Source organism: Roseomonas sp. CECT 9278 (genome assembly GCF_918698155.1).
GTDB lineage: Bacteria > Pseudomonadota > Alphaproteobacteria > Acetobacterales > Acetobacteraceae > Neoroseomonas.
On record NZ_CAKKLX010000046.1, the window covers coordinates 1 to 25,435 of the forward strand.

At 71.9% G+C, this 25,435-nt stretch carries 30 protein-coding genes; 22 read left to right on the forward strand and 8 right to left on the reverse strand.

Annotation, left to right across the window (positions count from 1 at the left end; all coding sequences use genetic code 11):
* The 8 genes from infB to LQ222_RS21555 form a co-directional block, all read left to right on the forward strand.
* Positions 1-2,145: translation initiation factor IF-2 (infB, locus tag LQ222_RS21520; protein ID WP_230168905.1), on the forward strand; the 2,145-nt coding region annotated here is incomplete at its 5' end.
* A gap of 237 nt (positions 2,146-2,382) precedes the next feature.
* Positions 2,383-2,796, forward strand: a complete 414-nt coding sequence (gene rbfA / locus LQ222_RS21525) for a 30S ribosome-binding factor RbfA (protein WP_230168906.1) — start codon at positions 2,383-2,385, stop codon at positions 2,794-2,796.
* Positions 2,793-3,182 carry an acyl-CoA thioesterase gene (locus LQ222_RS21530; protein WP_230168907.1) on the forward strand — a complete coding sequence of 130 codons (390 nt, stop codon included), beginning with the start codon at positions 2,793-2,795 and terminating at the stop codon, positions 3,180-3,182. Before rbfA ends, LQ222_RS21530 begins: the two co-directional genes overlap by 4 nt.
* Before the next feature lie 48 nt (positions 3,183-3,230).
* Complete coding sequence (gene truB, locus LQ222_RS21535) at positions 3,231-4,259, forward strand: tRNA pseudouridine(55) synthase TruB (protein WP_230168908.1); 1,029 nt, start codon at positions 3,231-3,233, stop codon at positions 4,257-4,259.
* A gap of 4 nt (positions 4,260-4,263) precedes the next feature.
* Positions 4,264-4,533: a 30S ribosomal protein S15 gene (rpsO, locus tag LQ222_RS21540; RefSeq protein ID WP_230168909.1), complete on the forward strand. Its 270-nt coding sequence runs from the start codon at positions 4,264-4,266 to the stop codon at positions 4,531-4,533.
* A gap of 127 nt (positions 4,534-4,660) precedes the next feature.
* Positions 4,661-5,473, forward strand: coding sequence for a pyrroline-5-carboxylate reductase (gene proC, locus LQ222_RS21545; protein ID WP_230168910.1), 813 nt, complete (start codon positions 4,661-4,663; stop codon positions 5,471-5,473).
* A 103-nt stretch (positions 5,474-5,576) separates the two neighbouring features.
* Positions 5,577-6,182 (forward strand): TetR family transcriptional regulator, encoded by a 606-nt coding sequence (locus LQ222_RS21550; RefSeq protein WP_230168911.1) that lies wholly within the window; start codon positions 5,577-5,579, stop codon positions 6,180-6,182.
* A gap of 102 nt (positions 6,183-6,284) precedes the next feature.
* Positions 6,285-6,728: a phasin family protein gene (locus tag LQ222_RS21555; RefSeq protein WP_230168912.1), complete on the forward strand. Its 444-nt coding sequence runs from the start codon at positions 6,285-6,287 to the stop codon at positions 6,726-6,728.
* A 28-nt stretch (positions 6,729-6,756) separates the two neighbouring features.
* On the opposite strand, the gene LQ222_RS21560 is transcribed toward LQ222_RS21555, so the two are convergent.
* Positions 6,757-7,185 carry a hypothetical protein gene (locus LQ222_RS21560; protein ID WP_230168913.1) on the reverse strand — a complete coding sequence of 143 codons (429 nt, stop codon included), beginning with the start codon at positions 7,183-7,185 and terminating at the stop codon, positions 6,757-6,759.
* A gap of 252 nt (positions 7,186-7,437) precedes the next feature.
* Between LQ222_RS21560 and LQ222_RS21565 the strand changes: the two genes are divergently transcribed.
* Both LQ222_RS21565 and LQ222_RS21570 read left to right on the forward strand, forming a co-directional pair.
* The gene (locus LQ222_RS21565; RefSeq protein WP_230168914.1) at positions 7,438-8,370 is read left to right on the forward strand and encodes a ribose-phosphate pyrophosphokinase; all 933 of its coding nucleotides are present in this window, start codon (positions 7,438-7,440) and stop codon (positions 8,368-8,370) included.
* A 150-nt stretch (positions 8,371-8,520) separates the two neighbouring features.
* A complete protein-coding gene (locus tag LQ222_RS21570) occupies positions 8,521-9,126 on the forward strand; it encodes a class I SAM-dependent methyltransferase (RefSeq protein ID WP_230168915.1) in 606 nt (201 codons plus the stop codon).
* A 74-nt stretch (positions 9,127-9,200) separates the two neighbouring features.
* On the opposite strand, the gene LQ222_RS21575 is transcribed toward LQ222_RS21570, so the two are convergent.
* On the reverse strand, positions 9,201-10,103 hold the full coding sequence (locus LQ222_RS21575) for a hypothetical protein (protein ID WP_230168916.1): 903 nt from the start codon (positions 10,101-10,103) through the stop codon (positions 9,201-9,203).
* The gene (locus LQ222_RS21580) at positions 10,100-10,285 is read right to left on the reverse strand and encodes a CsbD family protein (RefSeq protein ID WP_230168942.1); all 186 of its coding nucleotides are present in this window, start codon (positions 10,283-10,285) and stop codon (positions 10,100-10,102) included. The genes LQ222_RS21575 and LQ222_RS21580 overlap by 4 nt, the downstream gene beginning before the upstream one ends.
* 228 nt (positions 10,286-10,513) lie before the next feature.
* On the opposite strand from LQ222_RS21580, the gene LQ222_RS21585 reads away from it, so the two are divergent.
* From LQ222_RS21585 to LQ222_RS21605, 5 genes are read left to right on the forward strand one after another with little or no spacing between them, the layout of a single operon-like run.
* On the forward strand, positions 10,514-11,131 hold the full coding sequence (locus LQ222_RS21585; protein ID WP_230168917.1) for a glutathione S-transferase family protein: 618 nt from the start codon (positions 10,514-10,516) through the stop codon (positions 11,129-11,131).
* Positions 11,131-11,754, forward strand: coding sequence for a glutathione S-transferase family protein (locus LQ222_RS21590; protein ID WP_230168918.1), 624 nt, complete (start codon positions 11,131-11,133; stop codon positions 11,752-11,754). Before LQ222_RS21585 ends, LQ222_RS21590 begins: the two co-directional genes overlap by 1 nt.
* Complete coding sequence (locus LQ222_RS21595) at positions 11,754-12,140, forward strand: RidA family protein (RefSeq protein WP_230168919.1); 387 nt, start codon at positions 11,754-11,756, stop codon at positions 12,138-12,140. The genes LQ222_RS21590 and LQ222_RS21595 overlap by 1 nt, the downstream gene beginning before the upstream one ends.
* Positions 12,137-12,784 (forward strand): glutathione S-transferase family protein, encoded by a 648-nt coding sequence (locus LQ222_RS21600; protein ID WP_230168920.1) that lies wholly within the window; start codon positions 12,137-12,139, stop codon positions 12,782-12,784. Before LQ222_RS21595 ends, LQ222_RS21600 begins: the two co-directional genes overlap by 4 nt.
* Entirely contained in the window at positions 12,781-13,362 is a 582-nt protein-coding gene (locus LQ222_RS21605; RefSeq protein ID WP_230168921.1) for a histidine phosphatase family protein, read from the forward strand. Before LQ222_RS21600 ends, LQ222_RS21605 begins: the two co-directional genes overlap by 4 nt.
* On the opposite strand, the gene LQ222_RS21610 is transcribed toward LQ222_RS21605, so the two are convergent.
* Complete coding sequence (locus LQ222_RS21610) at positions 13,328-16,138, reverse strand: DUF2339 domain-containing protein (protein ID WP_230168922.1); 2,811 nt, start codon at positions 16,136-16,138, stop codon at positions 13,328-13,330. The two genes, LQ222_RS21605 and LQ222_RS21610, sit on opposite strands and share 35 nt — an antisense overlap.
* A gap of 166 nt (positions 16,139-16,304) precedes the next feature.
* Here LQ222_RS21610 and LQ222_RS21615 point away from each other — a divergent pair, with 166 nt between their 5' ends.
* The 5 genes from LQ222_RS21615 (at position 16,305) to LQ222_RS21635 (ending at position 19,778) form a co-directional block, all read left to right on the forward strand.
* Positions 16,305-16,982 carry a 50S ribosomal protein L25/general stress protein Ctc gene (locus tag LQ222_RS21615; RefSeq protein WP_230168923.1) on the forward strand — a complete coding sequence of 226 codons (678 nt, stop codon included), beginning with the start codon at positions 16,305-16,307 and terminating at the stop codon, positions 16,980-16,982.
* A 130-nt stretch (positions 16,983-17,112) separates the two neighbouring features.
* On the forward strand, positions 17,113-17,706 hold the full coding sequence (gene pth / locus LQ222_RS21620) for an aminoacyl-tRNA hydrolase (RefSeq protein ID WP_230168924.1): 594 nt from the start codon (positions 17,113-17,115) through the stop codon (positions 17,704-17,706).
* Complete coding sequence (locus LQ222_RS21625; protein WP_230168925.1) at positions 17,706-18,206, forward strand: hypothetical protein; 501 nt, start codon at positions 17,706-17,708, stop codon at positions 18,204-18,206. The genes pth and LQ222_RS21625 overlap by 1 nt, the downstream gene beginning before the upstream one ends.
* Complete coding sequence (gene ychF / locus LQ222_RS21630) at positions 18,196-19,290, forward strand: redox-regulated ATPase YchF (RefSeq protein WP_230168926.1); 1,095 nt, start codon at positions 18,196-18,198, stop codon at positions 19,288-19,290. Before LQ222_RS21625 ends, ychF begins: the two co-directional genes overlap by 11 nt.
* Positions 19,287-19,778: an MgtC/SapB family protein gene (locus LQ222_RS21635; protein WP_230168927.1), complete on the forward strand. Its 492-nt coding sequence runs from the start codon at positions 19,287-19,289 to the stop codon at positions 19,776-19,778. The genes ychF and LQ222_RS21635 overlap by 4 nt, the downstream gene beginning before the upstream one ends.
* 6 nt (positions 19,779-19,784) lie before the next feature.
* Here the strand turns inward: LQ222_RS21635 and LQ222_RS26250 are convergent, their stop codons facing one another.
* The gene (locus LQ222_RS26250; protein WP_256444053.1) at positions 19,785-19,907 is read right to left on the reverse strand and encodes a hypothetical protein; all 123 of its coding nucleotides are present in this window, start codon (positions 19,905-19,907) and stop codon (positions 19,785-19,787) included.
* A 96-nt stretch (positions 19,908-20,003) separates the two neighbouring features.
* On the opposite strand from LQ222_RS26250, the gene LQ222_RS21640 reads away from it, so the two are divergent.
* The gene (locus LQ222_RS21640) at positions 20,004-20,882 is read left to right on the forward strand and encodes an S-methyl-5'-thioadenosine phosphorylase (protein WP_230168928.1); all 879 of its coding nucleotides are present in this window, start codon (positions 20,004-20,006) and stop codon (positions 20,880-20,882) included.
* Positions 20,883-20,950: 68 nt separating this feature from the next.
* Here LQ222_RS21640 and LQ222_RS21645 read toward each other — a convergent pair whose 3' ends face one another.
* Complete coding sequence (locus LQ222_RS21645) at positions 20,951-21,637, reverse strand: anti-sigma factor domain-containing protein (RefSeq protein ID WP_230168929.1); 687 nt, start codon at positions 21,635-21,637, stop codon at positions 20,951-20,953.
* Positions 21,634-22,173: a sigma-70 family RNA polymerase sigma factor gene (locus tag LQ222_RS21650; RefSeq protein WP_230168930.1), complete on the reverse strand. Its 540-nt coding sequence runs from the start codon at positions 22,171-22,173 to the stop codon at positions 21,634-21,636. Before LQ222_RS21650 ends, LQ222_RS21645 begins: the two co-directional genes overlap by 4 nt.
* A 192-nt stretch (positions 22,174-22,365) precedes the next feature.
* Between LQ222_RS21650 and LQ222_RS21655 the strand changes: the two genes are divergently transcribed.
* Positions 22,366-23,580 carry an ABC transporter substrate-binding protein gene (locus LQ222_RS21655; RefSeq protein ID WP_230168931.1) on the forward strand — a complete coding sequence of 405 codons (1,215 nt, stop codon included), beginning with the start codon at positions 22,366-22,368 and terminating at the stop codon, positions 23,578-23,580.
* Between the two features lie 165 nt (positions 23,581-23,745).
* On the opposite strand, the gene LQ222_RS21660 is transcribed toward LQ222_RS21655, so the two are convergent.
* Entirely contained in the window at positions 23,746-25,308 is a 1,563-nt protein-coding gene (locus tag LQ222_RS21660) for a peroxidase family protein (RefSeq protein ID WP_230168932.1), read from the reverse strand.
* Positions 25,309-25,435: the final 127 nt, after the last annotated feature.

Here is a 25,435-nt window from a genome sequence, read left to right on the forward strand (position 1 = left end):
GCGCCGCCCCCCGCCGCCGCCACGGCCAGGCAGCCCGGCCGCCCGGCCGCCGCGGCCGCGCCCGCCGCGCGCAAGCCGGAGGACACGCCGGCCGCGCGCCTGACGCTGAAGCCCCGCAACGCCGCCGAGGACGAGGACGAAGGCCGCCGCGCACCGCTGCGCCGCGCCGGCGGCCCGCCCGGTGCGCCCGGCCGCCGGCCGATGCCGGTGCCGGTCAAGAAGGCCGCGCCGACCACCGACCGCCGCCGCGACAGCCGCATCGACGTGCAGGCCGCGATCGAGGGCGAGGACGAGCGCAGCCGTTCCATCACCTCCCTGCGCCGGGCGCGCGACCGCGAGCGCCGGCAACAGGAACTCCAGCGCCTGCGCGCCGGCACCGAGCGCGTCGTGCGCGACGTGGTGGTGCCCGAGGTCATCACCGTGCAGGAACTGGCGAACCGCATGGCCGCGCGTGGCGGCGAGGTGGTGAAGGCGCTGTTCCGCATGGGCGTGATGGCGACGCTGACCCAGTCGATCGACGCCGACACCGCCGAACTGGTGGTCCAGGAATTCGGCCACCGCATCAAGCGCGTGAGCGAGGCCGACGTCGAGGTGGGCCTCGAGGGCGAGCAGGACACCGATACCGAACTGTCCCCGCGCCCGCCCGTGGTCACCATCATGGGCCATGTCGACCACGGCAAGACGTCGCTGCTGGATGCGCTGCGCAAGACCGACGTGGTGGCGCACGAAGCCGGCGGCATCACGCAGCATATCGGCGCCTACCAGATCACCGTGCCGGACGGCACCAAGGTGACCTTCATCGACACGCCGGGCCACGAGGCCTTCACGGCCATGCGCGCCCGCGGCGCGTCCGTCACCGACATGGTGGTGCTGGTGGTGGCCGCCGATGACGGCGTGATGCCCCAGACGATCGAGGCCATCCGCCATGCCAAGGCGGCGGGCGTGCCGATCATCGTGGCGGTCAACAAGATCGACAAGCCCGGCGTGAAGCCCGAGCGCGTGAAGCAGGAACTGCTGCAGCACGAGATCGTGGTGGAATCGCTCGGCGGCGACACGCAGGAGATCGAGGTCTCGGCGACGCAGAAGATCAACCTCGACAAGCTGCTGGAAGCGATCTCGCTGCAGGCCGAGGTGCTGGACCTGAAGGCGAACCCCGATCGCGCGGCGGAAGGCACGGTCATCGAATCCAAGCTCGATCGCGGCCGCGGGCCGGTCGCGACGGTGCTGGTCCAGAAGGGCACGCTGCGCCAGGGCGACATCGTGGTGGCCGGCGCCGAATGGGGCCGCGTGCGCGCGATGCTGGATGACAAGGCGCGCCAGGTGAAGGAAGCCGGGCCGTCGCTGCCGGTGGAAATCCTGGGGCTGTCGGGCGTACCCTCGGCCGGCGAGAACTTCATCGCCGTCGAGAACGAGGCGCGCGCGCGCGAGGTCAGCGAATTCCGCCAGCGCCGCGCACGCGACAAGGCCACCGCCGCGATCGGCGCGGGCCGCGGCAACCTGACCGACATGCTGGCGCGCATCCAGGCGGGTGAGCAGAAGGAAGTGGCCGTCGTCGTGAAGGCCGACGTGCAGGGCTCGGCCGAGGCGATCGGCGTCACGCTCGGCAAGCTCGGCAATGACGAGGTGAAGGTCCGGGTGCTGCATTCCGCGGTCGGGCAGATCACGGAATCCGACATCCAGCTGGCCAAGGCGTCGGACGCCGTCATCGTGGCCTTCAACGTGCGTGCCACGTCGCAGGCGCGCGACCTGGCGACGCGCGAAGGCGTGGACATCCGCTACTACTCGATCATCTACGAGGTCTCGGACGACATCGAGAAGCTGTACAAGGGCAAGCTCGCCCCGGTGCAGCGCGAGAAGTTCCTGGGCTACGCGCAGATCCTGCAGGTCTTCGAGGTCAAGAAGATCGGCAAGGTCGCCGGCTGCCGCATCACCGAGGGCGTGGTCAAGCGCGGCTCGGGCGTGCGCCTGCTGCGCGACGGCGTGGTGATCCACCAGGGCGAGCTGTCCACGCTGAAGCGCTTCAAGGACGATGTCCGCGAGGTCGGCAACGGGCTGGAATGCGGCATGTCCTTTGCCAACTACGACGACATCCGCGTGTCCGACCAGATCGAGTGCTTCGAGGTCGAGACGGTGGCTGCCGCCTGAGACGCGGCAGCTTGATTTTTCGCCCTCAGACGCCGGGCGGCCGCATGCGCGGCCTTGGCTTTCGCGCCACGCACTGGTGCGCCTGGCGCGGTAGTTGATTTGGGCGCGGTCGCGCTTTGCGCTCCCGGCGCGGCTACGCCGCGCCGCAAGGTGCGCCGGGTTTTGAACGGCCCGTCTTTTCGGTGGGCGTCGGTGATACACCCCGCAGGTTCGCCCGATCCGGGCAGGTAGGTTTCCATGAGCAAGCCCAGTCACCACGGCAATCCCGAAGGTCCGTCGCAGCGCCAGCTTCGCGTCGCCGAGGAAATCCGCCACGCGCTGTCCGCCATCTTCGCGCGCGAGGAATTCCGCGACCCCGCGCTGGCCGACCTGCGCGTGACGGTCACCGAGGTCCGCGCCTCCCCCGACCTCAAGCACATGACCGCCTTCGTCTCGGCCCTGGGCAAGGAACTGGACAAGGACCAGCTGGCCGCGCTCAAGCGCGTCTCGTCCTTCCTGCGGCGCGAGATCGCCAAGACCATCCGCCTGCGCTACGCGCCCGACCTGCATTTCCAGCCGGACACCGCGCTCGACTACGCGATGCACATCAACGACGTGATGCAGCGCGCCGAGGTGCAGCGCGACCTGGCGCCGAAGAAGGCCGAGGAATGACCGCGCCGGACGAACCGCCGCAGGTGCGCGTCATCGCCATGCCGGCCGATGCCAACCCGGCCGGGGATATCTCCGGTGGCTGGCTGATGGCGCATATGGACCAGGCCGGTGCCTCGGTCGCGCTGCGCCGCGCGCGCGGGCGCGTCGCCACCGTCGCGGTCGATGCCATGACCTTCCATTTGCCGGTGCGCGTGGGCGACGAGGTCAGCCTGTACGGCCGCCTGCTCGGCGTGGGCCGCACCTCCATCCGCGTGCATGTCGAGGCCTGGCGGCGCGACCGCACGGCCGAGGAGGCCGCGCGCGTGACCGAGGCCACCTTCACTTTCGTCGCGCTGGACGATGCCTCCCGCCCGCGGCCCGTGCCGGTGGACAGCGCCGCGCGCTGACGGCGCGCCGACCCTTTTCGCACTCCGAACCGAAGAACACCGCACCCGATGGCCCATCACCGCAACCGCAAGCCCAAGGGCCGCCCGCTCGATGGCTGGCTCATCATCGACAAGCCGACCGCGATCGGATCGACAGACGTCGTCGCCATCTGCAAGCGCGGCTTCCAGGCGCAGAAATGCGGCCATGGCGGCACGCTCGATCCGCTCGCGACCGGCGTGCTGCCGATCGCCTTCGGCGCCGCCACCAAGACCGTCCCCTATGTCATGGATGGCACGAAGCAGTACCGCTTCACGCTGAAGCTCGGCGAGGCGCGGGATTCCGACGATGCCGACGGCAACGTCATCGGCACGTCGGATGCGCGCCCGACCGACGACCAGATCCGCGCCGCCCTGCCCGCCTTCATCGGGGATATCCTGCAGGTCCCGCCGATCTATTCCGCCATCAAGATCGCCGGCGAACGCGCCTATGACCTGGCGCGCGCGGGCGAAGTGGTGGAACTGGCGCCGCGCCCGGCGCGCGTCGATCGCTTCGAGCTGATCGAACGCCCGGATGCCGATACCGCGGTGTTCTTCGTGGAATCCGGCAAGGGCGTGTACATGCGCTCGCTGGCGCGCGACATCGCGAAGGCCTGCGGCACCGTCGGCCACATCACCGCGCTGCGCCGCATGCGGGTCGGCCCCTTCCATGAGAAGGACGCGGTGGCGCTGGACAGGATCGCGGTTTCCGGCGATACCCCGCCCCCTTCCCCGGACCTTCTGCTTCCGGTGACGACCGCGCTGGCCGACATCCCGGCGCTGGCCCTCACTGAAGCCGAAGCCGCCCGCCTGTCCTTCGGCCAGCCCATCCCGCTGGTCGAATTGATGGGCCGGGTTCCGCGCGAGGCCAACCCCGATGGGGGCCTGGCCAGGGCGATGGCGGGGGGGCGCCTGATGGGTCTCGCCCGCTTCGAGGAAGGCTTGCTGAAGCCGGAGCGGTGGCTGGACCAGGGCGGTAACCAGGCCGAACGGAAGCCACGCGGCAACCGGCAGGCCGACACCATCGCCGAAGGGGACAACCCCGGCCAACACGAAGGATAACCCGATGTCGATCACTGCCGAACGCCGCCAGGCGGTCATCAAGGATTATGCGACCGGCCCCAACGACACGGGCAGCCCCGAGGTGCAGGTCGCGATCCTGTCGGAGCGCATCGTCAACCTGACCGAGCATCTGAAGACCCACGCGAAGGACTTCCATTCGCGCCGCGGCCTGCTCGTGCTGGTCGGCCAGCGCCGTGGCCTGCTGGACTACCTGAAGCGCAAGGACCAGAAGCGCTACGAGACCCTGATCGGCCGGCTCAGCCTGCGCCGCTGACCGTGTCCGGGGGCGGTGCGCTGCCCCCGGCCTGCCAGGTGCGCGGTCGGGGCGCAGCGTCCCGCCCGCGCCACCACCGCCGGGTGCCGGCCTTGCGGCCTGCCCCGACCGGCGCCACGCTGCGCCGATGACCGAGACCCTCCCCGACCTCCTCCTCATCGGCTGCGGCAAGATGGGCGGCGCCATGCTGTCCGGCTGGCTGGAACGCGGCCTGTCGCGCGCCGTGGTGGTCGAACCCTACGCCCCCGCGGCCGAGGCCTTCGCCGGCCGCGCCACCATCATCCCGGATGCCAGCGCGATCCCCGGGGATTTCGCGCCCGGCGCGGTGGTGTTCGCCATCAAGCCGCAGGAAGCGCCGGCGACGCTGCCGGCCTATGCGCGCTTCGCCGCCGGCGGGGCGCTGTTCGTGTCGATCATGGCGGGGCGGTCGGTCGCCTCGATGCGCGCCGCGCTGGGCGACCAGTGCGCCGTGGTGCGCGCCATGCCCAATACGCCGGCCGCGGTGCGCCAGGGCTTCACCGCCGCCTATGCCGCGCCGGGGGTCACCGCCGCGCAGACGGCGCTGGCCGATGCCCTGCTGCAGGCGGTGGGCGAGGTCGCCTGGGTCGACGATGAGGACCAGATCAACCCGGTCACCGCGGTCTCCGGCGGCGGCCCGGCCTATGTCTTCCTGCTGGCCGAGGTGATGGAGAAGGCGGCCATCGAACAGGGCCTGCCGCCGGACCTGGCGCGACGCATGGCGCGCGCGACCGTCGCGGGGTCGGGCGCGCTGCTGGCGGCCAGCCCGCAGGACGCCGCCGATCTGCGCCGCGCCGTGACCAGCCCCAAGGGCACCACCGAACGCGCCCTGGCGGTGCTGATGGAGCCTGAGGCCTGGCCTGCGGCGATGTCCAAGGCGATCCAGGCCGCCACCGACCGCGCGCGGGAGCTGGCGGGCTGAGCCAGCGCCCTGCACCACCGCCGGCGCCGCGGCGGGACAGGATGCTGACCTGGTTCGCGATGCGGGGATGCGGGCGGCCGTCGCCGTCCTATATTGTCGCCACATGACCGAGATCGACGACGACGCCCTGGTGGCGGCCCTGTGGCGGGTTATCGAAGCCCATGGCTGGCCCGGCCTGACCATGGGGCGGCTGGCCGCCGAATCCGGCATGCCGCTCGCGACCCTGCGCGACCGCTTCCCCAGCCGGATGGACGTATTGGTCCTGCACGGGCGGCGCGTGGACCATGCCGTGCTGGCCGGGACCGTGCCCGGCCAGGGCGGCGCGGCGCGCGACCGGCTGTTCGATGTGCTGATGCGCCGGCTCGATGCCATGCAGCCCAATCGCGCCGGCATCCTGCGCTTCCTGCGCGACATGCGGCGCGATCCGTCGCTGGCCGCGCTGCTCGGCCCGCAATTGTCGCTGTCGATGCGCTGGATGCTCGACGCCGCCGAGATCGGGGGCAGCGGCACGCGCCGGCGCGCCCTCTCGCTCGGGCTGGTGGCCGTGTGGCTGGCGACGGTGCGCGCCTGGGCCGAGGATGACAGCGAGGATCTCGGCCCCACCATGGCGGCGCTGGATCGCGCGCTGGATCGCGCGGAGCAGGTGGCCCGCACGCTGCGCCTGATGCCCGCGGCCGAGGCCGCGCCGGAGCCCTTCCCGACCGCGTGACACGGCGCGCGCGACGTCATCGCCGCGCCATCATTTGCGCGATATCAACGCAACGCTGTTTGGCCCTAGTATCTCGCACCAGCGAAAAAAGGAGTGCGGATGATGTCTGACCGTTTCGGCTTCAAGCCCGACATGGATGTCTTCAAGATGTTCTCCGACTTCAAGATGCCCAGCATGCCGGCCGTCATGCCGGACATGGAGGCTCTGGCGGCCGCGCAGCGCAAGAACATCGAGGCCTTCTCGGCGGCCAACCGCGTCGCGCTCGAAGGTGCGCAGGCGGTGGCGCGCCGGCACATGGAGATCCTGCAGGCCTCGGTCGCCGAGATGACCGAGGCGATGAAGGGCTTCGCCACCGCCGAGGCCCCGCAGGACAAGGCCGCCAAGCAGGCCGAGCTGGCGAAGTCCACCTACGAGAAGGCGGTCGCCAACCTCCAGGAGCTCGCCGACCTGATCCAGCGCTCGAATGCCGAGGCGATCTCCCTGCTCAACAAGCGCTTCGCCGAGGCGATGGACGAGGTGAACTCGATCGTCGCCAAGCACGGCTGACGCCAGGCCGCGACCCCGCCCCCCCCTGTCAGCGGGTCGGGGCCGGGCCCGTGCCACGGCCGGTCATGCGGCCTTGGGCATCGTAGCGGCGCCAGGAATCGCCGCTGCGTTCGATCCGGCCCTGGCTGCGGCCGGAGGAATCGTACAGCCGGGCGGTATCGCCCGACCATTCGGTGCGCCCCACGGTCCGCCCCGACGAATCATAGTGTCGCAGCGTATCCCCGCTGCGTTCGGTGCGCCCCTGCGTGCGGCCGCTGCTGTCGTAGTGGCGCGTGGTGTCGCCGCGCTGTTCCGACCGCCCGACCAGGCGGCCCGCGGCATCGTATTGCCGCTGGTCGGCGCCGCCTTCGGTGCGGCCCAGCGTGCGGCCGGCGGCGTCATAGGCGCGCCCGTCCTTCTGCGCGGCCGCCGGCAGCGCCACGAGCACGAGCCCCAACAGGGCGATGACAGCGCGCATCGGCGTCTCCTTCCTCCGGCCTGGAGCCATGTCCGCTCGCCCTTTCGCGCGTCCATGCCTCCGGCACATTGCTTTCACCCACATCCCGGCCCGATCAGATCCTTCCACCAGACCGGGATCTGCTCGGCCACCACAGGATCGCGCGGCTTCGCGGCAAGTCTGGGGCAGGCTGATTTACACATCACCGTCACGTTGCTACGAACCCGCGCCCCCCGACCCGCCCGCGCCCAGTGGCGCCCGGAGCCCCCGGCCATGAAGATCGTCGCCTGCAACAGCAACCGCCCGCTGGCCGAGGCCGTTGCCGCCGCCTGCGGATTGCCGCTCACCAATGCCTCGGTGCGCCGCTTCGCCGACCTCGAGGTGTTCGTGGAGGTGCACGAGAACATCCGCGGCGAGGATGTCTTCGTGGTGCAGTCCACCAGCTATCCGGCGAATGACAACCTGATGGAACTGCTGATCACGCTCGATGCGCTGAAGCGGTCCTCCGCGCGGCGCATCACCGCGGTGATCCCGTATTTCGGCTATGCGCGCCAGGACAGGAAATCCGGCCCGCGCACGCCGATCAGCGCCAAGCTGGTGGCCAACCTGATCACCACCGCCGGTGCCGACCGCGTGCTGACGATGGATCTGCATGCCGCGCAGATCCAGGGCTTCTTCGACATCCCGGTCGACAACCTGTTCGCCGCGCCATTGTTCTCGCGCGACATCCAGGACCGGCTGGCGGGGCGCGAGCTGATGGTGGTCAGCCCCGATGTCGGCGGCGTGGTGCGTGCGCGCGCCATCGCGGCGCGGCTCGGCGTGGACCTCGCCATCATCGACAAGCGGCGCCCGCGCGCCGGTGTCTCGGAAGTGATGAACGTGATCGGCGAGGTGGAAGGCCGCCACTGCCTGCTGGTCGACGACATCGTCGATTCCGGCGGCACGCTGTGCAACGCGGCCGAGGCGCTGCTCAAGAACGGCGCGCAGTCGGTCGGCGTGTATGTCACGCACGGCGTCTTCTCCGGCGGCGCCGTGGCGCGCATCGGCGCGGCACCCATCGAGATGATGACAGTCACCGATTCCATCCAGGCGACCGAGGCGGTGCGCGTGTCGCGCAACATCCGCCAGCTCACCATCGCGCCGCTGCTGGCGGAGGCGATGAAGCGCATCAGCGAGGAAAGCTCGGTCTCCTCGCTCTTTAATTAGGCCCTCAAGCGGCGGGCGCCGGCCGTCCGGCCGGCTTGCCTTCGCGCCGTGGACTGGATGCATTGGCGACGGCGGATGGTCTGGGCGCGGTCGCGCTGTGCGCTCGCGGCCCGATGCTTGGCATCGGGCCGGTGTTGGGGGGGGTGGGGCGTGGCCGATCCGGCGGACGCGATCATAGGGCTGTACCGTCGCCATGGCCTGGCCTGGGCGGCGGATCGCGCGGCGGGGCCGTTCCCGGAGACCGGGTGGCTGGCGCGTTTCGCGGCACTGCTGCCACCGGGCGGCGATGTTCTCGACATCGGCTGCGGTTCGGGCGCGCCGATCGCCGCGGCGGTCGCCGCATCCGGCTTCGCGGTGACCGGGATCGACACCAGCGCGCCGCTGCTCGGCCTGGCGCGGGCGCGCCTGCCGGAGGCCACCTGGATCGAGGGCGACATGCGCGCCATGGCGCTTGGCCGCCATTTCGACGGCCTGGTCGCCTGGGACAGCTTCTTTCACCTGGCGCAGGACGACCAGCGGGCGATGGTGGCGCGATTCGCCGACCACGCGCGGCCCGGCACGGCGCTGATCTTCACCAGCGGCCCCGCCGCCGGCGAGGCGATCGGCTGCCTGCGCGGCGAACCGCTGTTCCATGCCAGCCTCGACCCAGAGGAATACCGGGCGCTGCTGGCCGATGCCGGTTTCGAGGTTGTCGCGCATGTCGCGCAGGACGCGACCTGCGGCGGGCGCACCGTCTGGCTGGCCCGGCGGCGTTGACGCCGGCGGCCGGGGATGCGGCCGCCGGCGGGAACGTGACGGCCGCCGCACGTGGCGCACGGCGGCCGTGATCGTCAGGCGATGCGGTGGGTGACCACCGCCCGCGCCGCGCCGGCCGCACCGGCGCGGCCGCCGAGGAAGGCAGCGCCCGCACCCAGCAGCAGCGTCACGAAGGCCCAGATCGCGCCGAGCTTCGTCGCCCGCGCGGTGGCATCCGCCGCCTCGCGCGCACGCTGTTCCACCGCGGCCGCGGTGCGGCGTGCCTCGGCCTCGTAGGTGTCGATGCGCTGGCGCGCCTCGGCCTCGGTGATGCCGGCTTCCGCCGCGACCAGGGCGGCCGCGCGGGCTCGGTCCTGCTCGGCGATGGTGCCGTTCGCCACGCCACGCGCCAGCACCTCGGTCAGCGCCGCGGCGCGCTGTTCGGACGTCATGCGCGCCGGGTCCTGCGGCGCCGCCAGCGCCGCGCGAACGCGTTCCACCGCCGCGCGCGGATCGATCGTCTGCGCCGCCGCGCCGACCGCCGCCCCGGCACCCGACGCCACGGCCTGCGCGGTGCCGCCGATCGCGCTGCCGACGGCAGTGCCCACGCCGGCAACCGCACCGCCGAGCAGCGACAGCGAGACCACCACCGTGAAGGCCCAGACGCCCAGGCCATGCAAGCCGCCGCGCCCGCGCAGGCCGGCATGCGCCAGGCGCCCCGCCACGAAGGCGCCGGCGCCCACCGCGACGACCTGCGCGACCGTGATCCACGCCCCGCCGGCCGTCGCGAAGGAGGTGGCGTCCGGCGTGTCGCGCGCCACCGCATCGACCGTGCCCGCGCCGATGGCGACGCCGAGCGCCGTCAGCGCCGCGCCGGCCGCCAGGGCCACCGCGGTGCCGATCACGACGGCGCCGAGCGCCTGCCCACGGCGGCCTTCGACCGGAACCACGCCGTCGGAGACGACGCGGCCGGCATCACTGGCGTAGGTCGCGCTCACTTCTCGCGCACCACGTCGCGCACCGCATCCTTGGCGCCGCCGACGGCGTTCTGGATCTTGCCCTCGGCCTTGTCGGCCTTGCCCTCGGCCTGCAGCTTGGCATCGCCGGTGACCTTGCCGGCCGCTTCCTTGACGGCGCCCTTCACCTGCTTCGCGACACCCGCGATACGGTCCTTGTCCACCATGTTCGTCGTCCCTTCCATCGAGGCGCCCGTCATGGGCGCAACCAGGGCGTGAACGTGGCCGCGGCGAATTGGTTGCGGCCCGCGGCGATCGCGCCCCCGACAGCGATGGCCCATGCCGGGCCTGCAGCGGGTCCGGCGCCAGGCGCGGTGAACCGCTGGCGGTCGCCGCTTGCCATTCCCGCCGCCGCGCACGATCCTCCGCCGCCCTGTTCGGAAGGACGTCCCATGAAGCTGTTCTATGCGCCCGGCGCCTGCTCGGTCGGCATCCATGTCCTGCTCGAGGAAGTCGGCGCGCCGTATGAGGCGGTGCGCGTCAACCTGCGCGAGGGCGAGCAGTTCAAGCCCGAATTCACCGGCGTGAACCCGAAGCAGAAGGTGCCGACGCTGGAACGCGGCGACGGCTCCGTCCTGACCGAATACCCCGCCATCGCCTTCTGGATCGCCTCGCGCTTTCCCACGGCCGGGCTGATGCCGATGGGCCTGGAGGCGCAGGCGCGCGCGCTGGAATGCACCGACTACTGCGTGGCCACCATGCACATGCAGGGCTTCTCGCGCATGTTCCGCCCGGCCAACTTCGCGCCCACCGAATCCGACCACGAGGCGGTGAAGGCCCGCGGTGCCGAGATCTTCAGCAAGGGCCTGGCGCTGATGGACAAGGCGCTGGAGGGCCAGGACTGGCTGGTCGGGTCGTATTCCTTCGCCGATTCCGCGCTGTTCTATGTCTCGTTCTGGTGGAATGCGCGGCTGCAGAAGGACCTGCCGGCGAATGTCGCGGGCCACTACGACCGCATGAAGGCGCGCGGCGCCGTGCAGCGGGTGATGGCGGCCGAAGGCCTGGCGTGATGCGCTTCTTCTACGCGCCGAACGCCTGTTCCATCGGCATCCACGTGATCCTGGAGGAGATCGGCCGGCCCTACGAACCCGCGCCGGTCGACTTCAAGAACAACGCGCAATACGAACCGGCCTATGTCGCCATCAACCCGAAGTCCAAGGTGCCCGCGCTGCTGCGCGACGATGGCACGCTGCTGACCGAATACCCCGTGATCGCGATGTGGCTGGCGCGCAGCAACCCGCAGGCCGGGCTGGTGCCGCCCGACCTGGAGGGCGAGACGCGCTGCGCCGAGTTCCTCGACTACATCTGCGGCACGGTGCACCCGCAGGGCTTCACGCGGCAGTCGCGCCCGAACCGCTTCGCACTGCGCGCGGAGGACGAACCGGCCATCGTCGCGCAGGGCCGCGAGCTGGCGGTGAAGTACCTGGGCGTGATCGAGGCCGGCTGGCGCGGCGACACCTGGGTGCTGCCCGGCGGCTATTCCATCGCCGACAGCGCGCTGTTCTTCATCGAGCACTGGGCGGCGCGGCGCTTCAACATCCCGTTGCCGCCGCGGCTGGACGCGCATTTCAAGGCGATGCTGGCGCGCCCGGCCGTGCGCCGCACACTGGAGCTCGAAGGCCTGCCGGCGTGATGTTCGACATCATCGGCCATCCCGAACCCGGCGAGAAACGCCCCTTCTCCCGCGCCACGCGCGCCGGCGGGCTGGTGTTCGTCTCGGGCCATTCGGCGCCGCACGACCCGGCGCGCGGCATCCATCGCGGCGCGACCGCAGCGGACCAGACGCGGCAGGCGCTGGCCATGGTGGACAGCATCCTGCGCGAGGCCGGCAGCAGCCTCGACCGCGCCGTGCAGCTGACCATGCTCATCACCGACCCGGCCGACTACGCCGAATGCAACGCGGAATACGTGAAGCACTTCCCCGGCGGCCTGCCGGCGCGCCACACCGCACGCTTCGGCGTGCCGACCGAGGCGAAGGTCGCCTTCGCGGCCATCGCCCTGGCGGGAGAGAACGCATGACGAAGCCGATCCTGTGGACCTCGACGCGCACCAGCGGGTCCATCGTTCACCAGATGGCGGCGGTCTCGGGCCTCGACATCGATGTGCGCTTCATCAGCCTGCGCAACGGCGAGCACAAGACGCCGGACTACCTGGCGATCAACCCGAAGGGCGAGGTCGCCGCACTGCAGCTTCCGGATGCCGGCACGGCCATCACCGAGATCCCGGCCATGGCGCTGTGGCTGGCCGAAGCCGCGCCCGACTCCGGCCTGCTGCCGCGCGATGCGGTCGGCCGGGCGAAGGGGATGGAATGGCTCTGCTGGTGCCATTTCCGCATGGCGAATGTCTTCTTCATCACCTTCCAGGCCGGGATGCTGGCCGGCGGGGACGAGGCCATGGCGGCCGCGCTGCGCGCCACCAGCAAGGCCCGCGCGCGCGCGGTGCTGGAATTCGCCGACGCCGCGCTGGGGCACATGCCGAACGGCACGCTGCTGGGCACGCCGGGCATCACGGCGCCCGACATCTTCCTGGCCGCGCTGACCAACTTCGCGACCTTCCTGGACTTCGCCACCGACGACCTGGTGCATCTGTCGGCGCTGGCGGCGAAGGTCGCTGCGCATCCCGCCGTCGCCGCCGCCATGGCCCGCGAACAGGAGGTCGGATGACCCCGACGCTGAACCCCACCGCCTTCTGGTTCCTGCGCCACGGCGAGACCGACTGGAACGCCGAGGGCCGCAGCCAGGGCCATACCGACATCCCGCTGAACGCGGTGGGCGTGGCGCAGGCGCGCCGCGCCGCGCTGGCGCTGGTGGACCGCGGCATCGCCACCATCGTCGCCTCGCCGCTGTCGCGCGCGCTGCGCACGGCGGAGATCGCGGGCGAGGCGCTGAACCTGCCGGTCGCGACCGATCCCGGCCTGATGGAAGTCGGCTTCGGCGTCGAGGAAGGGCAGCCCATGGGCGACTGGTACGACGACTGGATCGCCGGCACCTTCACGCCGGTCGGTGCCGAGACCTTCCAGGCGCTGCACGACCGCGCGGTGGAGGCCATCAACCGCGCCACCGCCCGCCCCGGCCCGGTGCTGGTGGTGGCGCATGGGGCGCTGTTCCGCGCGCTGCGCCTGGCGCTGGGCCACGAGCCGAATGTCCGCACGCCGAACGCGCTGCCGACCTGGTGCGCCCCGCCCGCCGCGGGGCGGGTCTGGGAGATCACGCCGGCGGCGCTGCCCCACCTGCCGGCGTAGCGGGCGGCGCCACGCCGCCCCCGGGCGCGGTCACGACGAAGCGCCGATAGATCGCCCCCAGCGCGATCAGCGCCAGCCCCAGCCCCAGGAACGACAGCACGCGCCACAACCCGACCAGCGCGCCCATGTCGAACAGGAAGACCTTGAAGGTGGTCAGCGCGATCACGCCCAGCGCCGCCAGCCGGATCTCCTTGCGGCCGCTGCGGATGCCGATCGCCAGCAGCAGCGCGCCCAGCAGCAGCCAGGCGCCGGAATAGGCGTACATCTCCGCATCCTCGATGCGGGCCCAGCCGATATCGGTGGGGTGGAAGGCGCGGCGCACCTCCAGCGTCACCCAGGCGAAGCCGGCCACGAGCGCATAAAGCGACAGCAACTGCGCGAGGCCCGGCGGCTGGCGCGCCTCCGGCGCCCGCGCGACGGCCAGCGCGACCAGCAGCGCCGGCAGCGCATAGGCCGGCAGCAGCGCGTTCAGCAGCAGCGGCCCGGCAATGGGCTCGGCCACGGTCCAGGGATTGTTCGCCAGCAGCACCGCGCCCAGCACCAGCCCGGCGCAACCTGCGGCGCGCGCCGCCCACAACATGGCCGTGCGCCCGCCGCGCCGGTGCACCAGCAGCGCGATCCAGGCGCAGGCGAACAGCGCGGTGGACTGCAGCGCGGCCTCGGTGAAGCCCCAGCGCTCGGCGCCGATCACGCCGCCCTGCAGCCAGTGGCGGATCTCCAGCAGCACCAGCAGCGTCGCGAACAGCGCCGCGCCGCCTTCCAGCAGCCGCACCACCCGCCCGTCGCGCTGCGCCAGGAAGATGCGCGCCGCCCACCAGAAGCAGGCGGCCGGCACGCCATAGGCCAACAGCAGCCCGTTCAGCACCGGCGCGCCGCCCCAGTCGTAGCCGAGCGCGAAGCGGTTCAGCACCAGGCGCACCAGCACCACCGCCGCCACCGCCGCCGCCACGCGCCGCAGCGGTTCCAGGCCGAGCCGCCGCGCGATCATCGCCAGCGGCGGCAGGAAGACCGCGACCGCCAGCGTCAGCCATTGGTCGCGCAGCACCATCGCCACGCCCAGCGCCAGCGCCGCCGTGGCGCCGGCCGCATGGGCACCGCCGCGCCCGGCATCGCCGGCGCGCAGCCCGCGCGCCGCAGCGCCGACATGCACCGCCGCCAAAGCGCAGGCGGCCAGCGCCCAGGACGGGTCGGTGGCCAGGCCGCGCACCCGCGCATAGGCGACCAGCAGCGTCAGCACCGGCACGCTCGCCGCCAGGCCGGCCCAGGCCATACTTCCGCGCGCCTCCCGCGCGACGCCCCCGCGCGCCTCCCGCGCGACGCCCCCGCGCGCTTCCAGCGCCAGCCCGGCCAGCAGGTGCAGCAGCGCGAAGGCGGCGCAGACCGCGAGGAACCGCGTCAACGCCTCGGGCAGCCAGGCGCCGGGGATGATGTGCTGGACAGCCCCCTCGATGGTCACGGACTCGGCGGTCGGCACCCAGGCCGGCACCGCCCAGGCAAGCAGCGCCAGCAGGCCGAGGCCCGCCGCCAGCCCCGGCAGGCGGTGCAGCCGCGCGTCGCGCAGCGCCGCCAGGATGGCGACCGGCGCCAGCAGCAGGATGCCCAGCACCGGCGCCAGGTCCGGCTTGGCGGCCACCAGCGGCAGCAGGGCAACGCCCGGCACCAGCGGCGGGACATGCGCCAGCCGCCGGCCGAGCGTCGTGCCGAGCGCCTCCCGCGGCAGCAGGAACACGAAGGACGCGGCGGCAAGCACCACGAAGACCGCGAGCGCCCAGCGATCCAGCCCGGTCGCGACCACCGACCCGACCAGCACCCAGGCCGTGCCGGCCGCCATCGCGCACCAGCCCAGCCAGCCCCAGGCGGTGGCGCGCACCACCAGCATGGCCGCGACCGTGACCACCAGCAGATAGGCGAACAACCCCGGGATGGACGGGTCCTGCGTCTCGACCAGCGCCGGCGAGACGAAGGCCCCGGCCAGCCCGACCACCGCCACCAGCGGGCCGCGGCGCAACGACAGCACCAGGCCGAATACGCCCGCCGCCGCCATCGCCGCGAAGCCGACCAGCGGCGGCAGCAACCCGTACATGGCGGTGGCGGCGAAGGCGGCGCCAAACAACGCCGCGACCCCGCCCGCGGCCAGCGCGGCGGGGGCGAGGTCGGGCAGGTTCCCGGGCCCGGCCGCCGGCCGGCGCGCCAGCCATTCGCCACCGCCGATCAGCGCGACGCCAAGCAGCGCGGCCGCGGCGCTGCGCAGTTCCGGGCCGAGCCAGCCTTCCTCGACCGCGAAGCGGATCAGGAAGACGGCGGCCAGCATCAGGGCGCCGGCGCCGAGCCACACGCCCCAGCGCTGGGTGATCAGTTCCTCAAGGCTCTGGCGCGGCCGGTCGTCGCGGGCGCCGGACCACGGTGGCGCGGGGTCGCCCGGCGCGGCGGGCGGGTCCTCGGATGCGACGGGCGGCGGCGGCGCGCTGCCGGCCCAGGGCGGCGGGGTGTAGCCGGGGTCGGCTGCATAGGGGGCCGCGGGCAGGCCGTTGGGCTGCAGCGGCATCCCCGCCGTCGTGGCGTCCGGCTCGGCAGTCGCGGGGGCGGCGTCGGGCGGGCGGAAGCCGGCCGCGACCAGCGCGCCGGCCATGCCGCCGACCTCGGTGCGCAGGGCCGCGACCTCGTCGCGCAGGGCGCGGGCCTCCCGCCGCGCGGCACCGGCGCGGGCGAAGCCGGCGACGCCGAAGATCCATCCGCCGAAGAACAGCACTGCCAGGAGGATCAGGAGGCCTTCCATGGGCGAACGCTCGGCCCGCCCGGCGCGTCGCGTCAAGGCCGCCGCGCTTGCGCCGCTGGAGCGCTTCACCTAGAACCCGGGCGCGCCGGCACCCCTGGAGGCCGGCGCTTGTCGTTCGGCCATGTCCGATCGGCGACAGCATTCACCTGAATTAGGAGCAACGACCATGGTCCAGACCATCCGGATCGAGGCCGAGGCGCGCGAGCAGGCAGGTAAGGGGGCAGCCCGCGCAACCCGGCGTCAGGGGCTTGTCCCCGCTGTCATCTACGGTGCCAAGAAGGACGCGCAGCTCGCGGCCCTCGACCCGCGCGACGTGATGAAGGAACTGCACAAGGGCGGCTGGCAGTCGCACCTGTATGAAGTCGCTGTGAAGGGCGGTTCGACCGAGCGCTGCCTGATGCGCGACGTGCAGTTCCACCCGGTCACCGACCGCCCGATCCATGTCGATTTCCAGCGGCTTTCCGCCGGGTCGCGCATCCGCATCAAGGTGGCGGTGGCGTTCCTGAACGAGGAAACCTGCCCGGGCCTGAAGGCCGGCGGCGTGCTGAACGTCGTGCGCCGCGAGATCGAGGTCATGGCCGACCCCGAGAACGTGCCCGAGAAGTTCGAGATCGACCTGGCCGAGGCCGCGATCGGCGACGGCCTGCGCTGGTCCGCCGTGAAGGACCAGCAGGGCGCGAAACCGGTCATCCTGGGCCGTGACTTCATGGTGGCGTCGATCGCCGCGCCGACCGTGGTCGAGGACGCGGCCCCGGTCGCCGCCGGGCCGGTCGAGGCGACCAAGCAGAAGGCGCCCGCCGCCGGTGCCGCCGCGCCGGCCAAGGATGCGAAGAAGAAGAAGTGAAGTCGGGGGAGGATACCTCCCCCGAATCCCCCACCGTTTTTCGGCCGTTGGGAACTGACCTCCGCTGTCAGTTCCCAGGTGCCAGAAAAAGGAGGGGGTTTGGGGGAGTTCCCTCCCCCAAGCTTGCGGCATGAACGCTTCCGACGGACCGCTGCTCTGGGTCGGCCTCGGCAATCCGGGCAGCGAGCACGCGCGCCAGCGCCACAATATCGGCTTCATGGCGCTGGACGAGATCGCGCGCCGCCATCGCTTCACCCCCTGGCGCAAGCGCTTCAAGGGGGAGGTCGCGGAAGGCGTGGTGGCGGGGCGTCGCGTGCTCGCGGTCAAGCCCATGACCTACATGAATGCGAGCGGCGATTCCGTGCAGCCGGCCGCGGCATTCCTGAAGATTCCGCCGGAGGGTGTGACCGCCTTCCATGACGAGCTCGACCTGGCGCCGGGCAAGGTGCGGGTGAAGAGGGGCGGCGGTGTGGCCGGCCATAACGGGTTGCGCGACATGCGGCGCGCCTTCGGCAGCCCGGAGTTCTGGCGCGTGCGGCTGGGCATCGGTCATCCCGGCCACAAGGATGCCGTGACCGGGCATGTGCTGGGCAATTTCGCCAAGCAGGACCAGGCCTGGGTGGCGCGGCTGCTGGAGGCGGTGGCCGATTGCGCGCCCCTGCTGGCCGAGGGCCGCGCCGAGGACTTCATGACGCGCGTGGCGCTGCTGACGCAGGAGGGGTGATGGACGCCGAGGAACATCCCGAGATGTCGTTCGGCGGCCCGAGCCCGCAGGATTTCGCGCATGGCACGGCGATCCTGGCCTCGGCGCTGGTGCGGGAGGCGGAGGCCCTTGCCTCGGCCGCGGCGGGGCTGCGCGCGACGCTGGACCTGTTCACGATCGATGGCTTCTCGCCCGAGGCGGAGGACCGCCGCGTGATGCGCGAAGGCACGCGCGAGGGTGCGGCGCTGGCCGGCGCGCTGCTGCTGGTCGCGCGGCAGTTGCTGCGCTTCACCGGGGACCCGGTGCGCGCCGCGCATGAGACGGTGGGGCGGCTGCCGCGCGGGTCGCTGTCGGTCGGCGAGGTTGTCGGGCATCTGCGTGCGGCGGCGCTGGCGCCGGTGACCGATGACGGCGCGGCGCGCATCGCGGCGGCAACCATCGCCGAGACCTTCGCCGAGGAATTCGATGCGGCCTGGCGCCACGCGACGCCGGTGCCCAAGGGGATGAACAATGGGGTTTAACTGCGGGATCGTGGGCCTGCCGAATGTCGGCAAGTCCACGCTGTTCAATGCGCTGACGCAGACGGCGGCGGCGCAGGCGGCGAACTATCCCTTCTGCACGATCGAACCGAACGTCGGGCGCGTGGCGGTGCCGGACCCGCGGCTGGAGGCGCTGTCGCGGATCGGCAAGTCGCAGAAGATCATCCCGACCAGCCTGGAATTCGTGGATATCGCCGGGCTGGTGCGCGGCGCGTCGAAGGGTGAAGGGCTGGGCAACCAGTTCCTCGCGAATATCCGCGAGGTGGACGCCATCGTCCACGTGCTGCGCTGCTTCGAGGATGGCGACGTCACGCATGTCGAGGGCAGCGTGGACCCGGTGCGCGATGCCGAGACGGTCGAGACGGAGCTGATGCTGGCGGATCTCGACAGCCTGGAAAAGCGCGCGCAGGGGTTGGTGAAGCGCGCGCGCGGCGGGGACAAGGAAGCGGTCGCGCAGATGGCGCTGATCGACCCGATCAAGGCGGCGCTGGAAGCCGGGCGCCCCGCGCGCACGGCGGTGCCCAAGGGCGAGGAAGCGGCGGCGGCGAAGCTGCAGCTGATGACGACCAAGCCCGTGCTGTATGTGGCGAATGTCGAGGAATCCTCGGCCGCGACGGGCAATGCCTTCTCCGCGCGCGTGTTCGAGAAGGCGAAGGCGGAGGGCGCGCTGGCGGTGGTGGTCTCGGCCGCCATCGAGGCCGAGATCAGCCAGATGCCGGAGGGGGACCGCGGGGAATTCCTGTCGTCCCTGGGCCTCGAGGATTCCGGCCTGGATCGCATCATCCGCGCGGGCTACGCGCTGCTCGGCCTGATCACGTATTTCACGGTGGGGCCGAAGGAGACGCGGGCCTGGACCATCCTGAAGGGGATGAAGGCGCCCCAGGCCGCGGGCGTGATCCATGGGGATTTCGAACGCGGCTTCATCGCGTCGGAGACCATCGCCTATGACGACTACATCGCGCTGGGCGGCGAGCAGGGTGCCAAGGAAGCCGGCAAGATGCGGGTGGAAGGCAAGGAGTACGTCGTGAAGGATGGCGACGTGCTGCTGTTCCGCTTCAACGTGTGAACGCCGCGGTCGATGCCTGGCTGAACGGGCTGGGGGCGGAGGCGGGCGACGCGGTCGTGCTGCTGCTCGCCTTCGTGGTCGGCGCAGCGATCGGCATCGAGCGCGGTATCAGCACATCGTCGATCGGCATCCGCACCTGCACGCTGGTGGCGCTGGCCTCGGCCGCCTTCGCCGCGCTGGTCGTGGCCCGCGTCCCGGACGGCAACTGGGGCAATGCCTTCGGCGCGGTCGCGACCGGCGTGGGCTTCCTGGGCGCCGGCGCCATCATCAAGGGCGGGCGCGGGCGCGCGGTCAGCGGGCTTGGCGATGCAGGCACGATCTGGTGCGTCGCGATGCTGGGGCTGTTGATCGGTGCGCGGGAATTCGCCTCGGCCACGGTGGTGGCGGTGCTGATCCTGACGGTGAACGTGCTGCTGCGGCCGGTGGCGAGCTGGATCGACGCGCATCGCGCGCGGCGCAAACCGGAGGATGATGTGCTGGATGGCTGACGCGCGTCAGCGGGGCGCGGCGATGTCCGGCGGCGGCAGCGCGGTCCCGCGGGGACCCAGCCCGCCGCGTTCGTCCCGCCGGTCGCCGCAGGCGGCCAGGGCCAGCATCACCAGCAGGGGCAGCATCATCACAACACGCATCATCCCCCCGGCTTAGCACGCGCCGCGCCCCGCGCTACACCCGCGCAACCCCGCGACCCCGCGCCCCGCAGAAAGTCCCCCCGCATGCCCGACACCATCACCCCCATGATCGGCTTCATCGGCGGCTCCGGCGTCTATGACCTCGATGGCCTGGAAGACCGCGCCTGGGTCAAGGTCCGCACCCCCTGGGGCGACCCATCGGACGAGGTCCTCACCGGCCGCCTGCACGGCGTGCGCGTCGCCTTCCTGCCGCGCCACGGGCGCGGACACCCGACGCCCCCCTCCGCGCTGAACTACCGCGCCAACATCGACGCCATGAAGCGGATCGGCTGCACCGAGCTGATCTCGCTCTCCGCCGTGGGCTCCCTGCGCGAGGACCTGCCGCCCGGCCACTTCGTCATCGTCGACCAGTTCATCGACCGCACCTTCGCCCGCGAGAAATCCTTCTTCGGCACGGGCTGCGTGGCGCATGTCTCGGTGGCCCACCCGGTCTGCCCGCGCCTGGGCGATGCGCTGGAAGCGGCCGCGCAGCAGGTCGGCATCCCGCACACCCGCGGCGGCACCTACCTGGTCATGGAAGGCCCGCAGTTCAGCACCAAGGCCGAGAGCCTGCTCTACCGCCAATGGGGCTGCGCCGTGATCGGGATGACCAACATGCCCGAGGCCAAGCTCGCCCGCGAGGCGGAGCTTTGCTACGCGACCATGGCCATGGTCACCGACTTCGACTGCTGGCACCCCGACCACGACGCCGTCACCGTCGACCAGGTGGTGAAGGTGCTGTTCGGCAATGCCGACCGCGCGCGCGCCCTGGTCAAGGCGGTGGTACCGATGCTGGGCGCGGAGCGTGGCCCCTGCCCCGCCGGCTGCGACCGCGCGCTGGACCACGCGATCGTGACCGCGCCCGAGAAGCGCGACCCGGACCTGCTGGCGAAGCTGGATGTGGTGGCGGGGCGCGTCCTTTAAGGTCGCGGGAGGAGAACCTCCCCCGAACCCCCACCCTTTTTCTGGCCGTTGGGAACTGACGGCGGAGGTTACGCCCCGCGCGCGGGCAGCAGGCGGCCGATGAACAGGATGGGGCCGGTCGGGCGGCCGGTCGGCGAACCACCCGGCGGCTCCAGCGTGATCTCGATCAGCATCCCCGGCTGCGGGCGGATCGTGGAGGGCGTGACCGTCAGACGCCCCGCCGCCGGAATCAGGCCGAGCGAGGTCGGCGCGCTCGCCCCCTGCGGCAGCGCCCACAACTGCATCACGCGATCCGCCGGCACCGGCTGCGGGTTCAGCGCGGCCAGGCGCAGCGCGCCGCCATCCGCCTCGACCAGCCAGGCCGGCTGGTCCTGCTGCGTCAACAACACCGTCATCAGCGGCGGCTGCGGCACCGGGCGCACCAGCAGGAACACCGCAAGCCCCGCCGCCACCGCCGAAGCCCCCATCGCCCAGAAGCGCCAGAAGCCGGACGGCCTGGCAGCCGGCGCCGACACGGCCGGCGCCGCACCCCCGAGCGCCCGCTCGATTCGCTCCCACAGCCCGGGTGGCGGCGCCTCGGGCAGCGCCAGCACGGTCAGCGGGGCCAGGCGCGCCTCCCAGGCCTCGACCAGCGCGCGGAGCTCCGCATCGGTCGCCATGGCCTGCGCGACCTCGCGCGCCTCATGGGCATCGAGCGTCCCGAGCACGTATTCCCCGGCCATGGCATCGCGTTCGGCGCGGTCGGTCGGGATCATGCCAGGCACTCCCGCAGCGCCAGCAGGCCACGGCGGATCCAGGACTTCACCGTGCCGAGCGGCAGGCCAAGCCGCTGCGCCACCTGTGGATGCGACAGGCCATGCACGAAGGCCAGGATGATCCCCTCGCGGTTCTTCGGCTCCAGGCCCGCGAGGCAATCGCGCAACCGCCGGCCCTCGGCGCTGGCGGCAAGGCGTTCCTCGGCCTCGGGCGCCACCGCCTCGTCGCCCAGCGTGGGGTCGTCGCTCGGCGTCTCGCGCCCACGGGCGCGGATGATGTCGAGCGCGGCGTGGCGCACGATGCCGGCCAGCCAGGCCTCGGCATGGCCGCGCGCGGCGTCGAACTGGCCGGCGCGGCGGCTGATCTTGACGAAGGCGTCCTGCACCGCGTCCGCCGCCACGTCGCGGTCGCGCAGGATGGCGTTCGCCACACCAAATAGGCGAACGGATTGTCGTTCATACACGGATCGCAGCGCGGCGCGGTCACCATCCGCAACGGCGGCGAGCAATCGGGGCAGGTCGGCATCGGCAGTCATGGTTGGATCCGAAATGGCCATGGCTTCGCGCCGCCGGTCAAGCGAAACGGGTCGCGTCCCGGTTCGGCCATGACCGCCGCGGAGAATCGCGGCACCTGCGGCCAATCCGGGACGCTGCGGCGAAACGACCCATTGCAGGATGCGCGGGCGAACGTGATCATCAAGCGACCTACGGATGCAGGAGGCTTTCGGATGCAGCGCTTCACGCTTTCCCGCCGCGCGCTTGGCGCCACCGCCCTGGCCCCGCTGGCCGCGCCCGCCTTCGCGCAGCCCGCGCCGATCCGCATCGGCGAGCTGAATTCCTACGCCCGCATGGCGGCCTTCGCGGTGCCCTACCGCAACGCCATGCAGCAGGCGCAGGATGCGATCAACGCCGCCGGCGGCGTGATGGGCGGGCGGCGCATCGAATTCGTGTTTCGCGACGACGGCTCGACGCCCGGCGACGCCGTGCGCGTGGCCGATGAACTGCTGACGCGCGAGAACGTCTCGTTCCTGGCGGGCACCTTCCTGTCGAATGTCGGGCTCGCGGTCGCGGATCTCGCGAACCAGCGCAAGCGCCTGTTCCTGGCGACCGAACCGCTGACCGACGCCATCACCATGGCGCAGGGCAACCGCTACACCTGGCGCGTCAGGCCCAGCACCTTCATGCAGACGCGCATGCTGGTGGAGGCGATCCGCGGCCGCAACGTGAAGCGCTGGGCGATCGTCGCGCCCAACTACGAATACGGCCAGTCCGCGGCCGCCAACTTCAAGCGCCTGCTGCCCGCCGCCATCCCGGGTGCCGAGATCGTCGCGGAGCAGTTCCCGGCCCTCGGCCGCGTCGATGCCGGGGCGACCGTCGGCGCGCTCGGCCAGGCGCGGCCGGATGGCATCTTCAACGTGCTGTTCGGCGCCGACCTGACGGCGTTTGTCCGCGAGGGCAATACGCGAGGGCTGTTCGAACGCCGCACCGTGGTGTCGCTGCTGACCGGCGAACCGGAATACCTGATCCCGCTTGGCGAGGAGACGCCGGAGGGCTGGATCGTCACCGGCTACCCCTGGGAGCAGGTGACCGGCATGCCGGCGCACCAGGCCTTCGTCGATGGCTATCGCGCGCGTTTCAACGACACGCCGCGCAAGGGGTCGCTGCTCGGCTACGTGACCGTGCAGATCATCGCCGCGATGCTGAACAAGGCCGGCACGCTGGAGACCGAGGCGATGGTCGATGCGCTGGCCGACCTGCGCACCGACAGCATCGTGGGCCCGGTGGTGATGCGCGGCATCGACCACCAGGGCACGCTCGGCACCTGGGTGGGCGAGACGACGCTGCGCGGCCGCGCGGGGGCGATGAAGAACAGCCGCTATGCGGACGGCGCCGACTTCATGTTCCCGCCGGAGGAAGTGCGGGCGGCGCGAAGGTCGGCGTAAATTCTGCCCTCAAAGGCCGGGCGCCGCCTCCGGCGGCTTGGCTTGCGCGCCTTGCGCGGTTGATGGTCGTCGCGCGGCCGCGCTTTGCGCTCCCGGATCCCGCATGCGCAGGACCCGCACGTCTTGGGCCACAGGCAAGGGGCGCCCCGCTGCTGGCCACGCCGCTCAATTGTCGGAATAGCTCCAGCCGGGCCGCGTCATCTCGATCGGCGTGGGCCCGCGGTGCTGCACGTTGCGCGCCAGGATGTCGCCAAGCTTGCTGGTGCGCGCGATCAGGTCGAACCCCCAGGGGGTGAAGGTCCGCTCGTTCCACACATGCTCGGACAGCAGCGGGTTGGTCAGCGCCTGGCTGAAGGCATCGACCGCGACCATGCGCAGCAGCAGGCCGGGCAGGGGCGAATCCTCGACGCGGTCCTCGGCCATCAGGCCAGGGTAGAATTCGACATGGTCGGGTTCGCCGTACAGGTCCTCCAGCATCGCCGCGAGTGCCGGGTTGCGGGTGATGTCGTCGAAGCTGATGGCGCGGTCCATGCCGAAGGCGACGCGATAGGCATTGTAGGTCGCGAGTCGGTTGCGCCGCGCCTGTATCACCGCGCGGTCCTCGATATGCAGCAGCGCCGCCGCGGTGTTGAGCGCACCGAGTTCGCCCGCCGCCTGCGACGACGCGCCGGAGAAGGCGGCATCGAGCCCGACCGTCAGCAGCGGCCGGTTGTCCTGCAGGAAATCGCTGATCGGGATGTCGTGCTGCGCCGCCAGCGCGCCCGCCGGCCAGGCGATGGCATCGGGCATCAGCGAATGCCAGCGATACAGCAGGCTGAATTCCACCGTCATCCAGTTGGGCCGGTTCCACGGCGCGTCCCAGCAGCAGGACGGGTCGGCGCGCAGCGCGAAGGGCAGCGGCGTGATGTGGTTGATGTAGTGCTCCACCACGATCTTGATGAAGATCGGGATGGTGATGTTGCGCGCCACCTGGAAGATGCGCTCGTCGTCCCAGGCGGGGTTGCGGGCTTCCAGTTCGCCGGCGATGCGGTTGTGCTCGCGCAGGAACAGCGTGTTCATCATGGCGGTGAAGGGCGTGGAGTTCACGCGGTCCCCGCCCACGGCGAACAGCGTGTCGCGCTTGGCCGGCGGCAGGTTCTCATCCACCAGCGGCGGATCGAGCGCGGCGAAGGCCGGGTCGGTGAGTTCCTTGGTGCCGGGCTTGTAGAGGAAGGGCGAGAATTCCTCGCCGCCGGCGATGCGGCTTTTCAGCCGGCCGCGCTGGCCCGGCGCGGCGGAGCGCAGGCGCAGCGCCAGGGTCTGTTCGGGCGTGCGGCCATACAGCGTGCACAGGTCGATCTCGTGGTTCGACGTGGTGCGCGCCACGTTGTCCGGGCGCGTGCGCAGGAAGCCGTCCGTCAGGTACTGCGCGAAGGCGGGGAACAGGCAGGTGGACTTGGGCGAGAGCAGCGGCTTTCCCGCCGCGCGCGCGAACAGGGCGCGGACCTTCTCGGGCGCCGGCTGCACCGGCACATCCACCGGCGGCAGGTGCCGCGCCAGGTAGGACCGGTCGGTCAGGCCCTGCCAGCTCGTGTAGTCGGACAAGCTGCTCCAGGGATGCGGGCGGTTGCGGGTGATGCCGACGGCGCGGTTCACCACCGCCGCGCTGGCCTTGCCCGACAGCCAGGCCCAGCCATCGATCACGCTGCCCGCCGCCTGGAGCAGGCGGTCCTCAAGCCAGTCACCCATGGCGCCTCTCCCGAATGCCGGAACGGCGGCAGACTGGCCCCGCGGCCTGCGCCGGCGCTGTGCGGCAGCATACAGACGGCGAATTGCGGCTGGACCGCCGCGCGGCCACGCGGGATGCTCGCCGCGA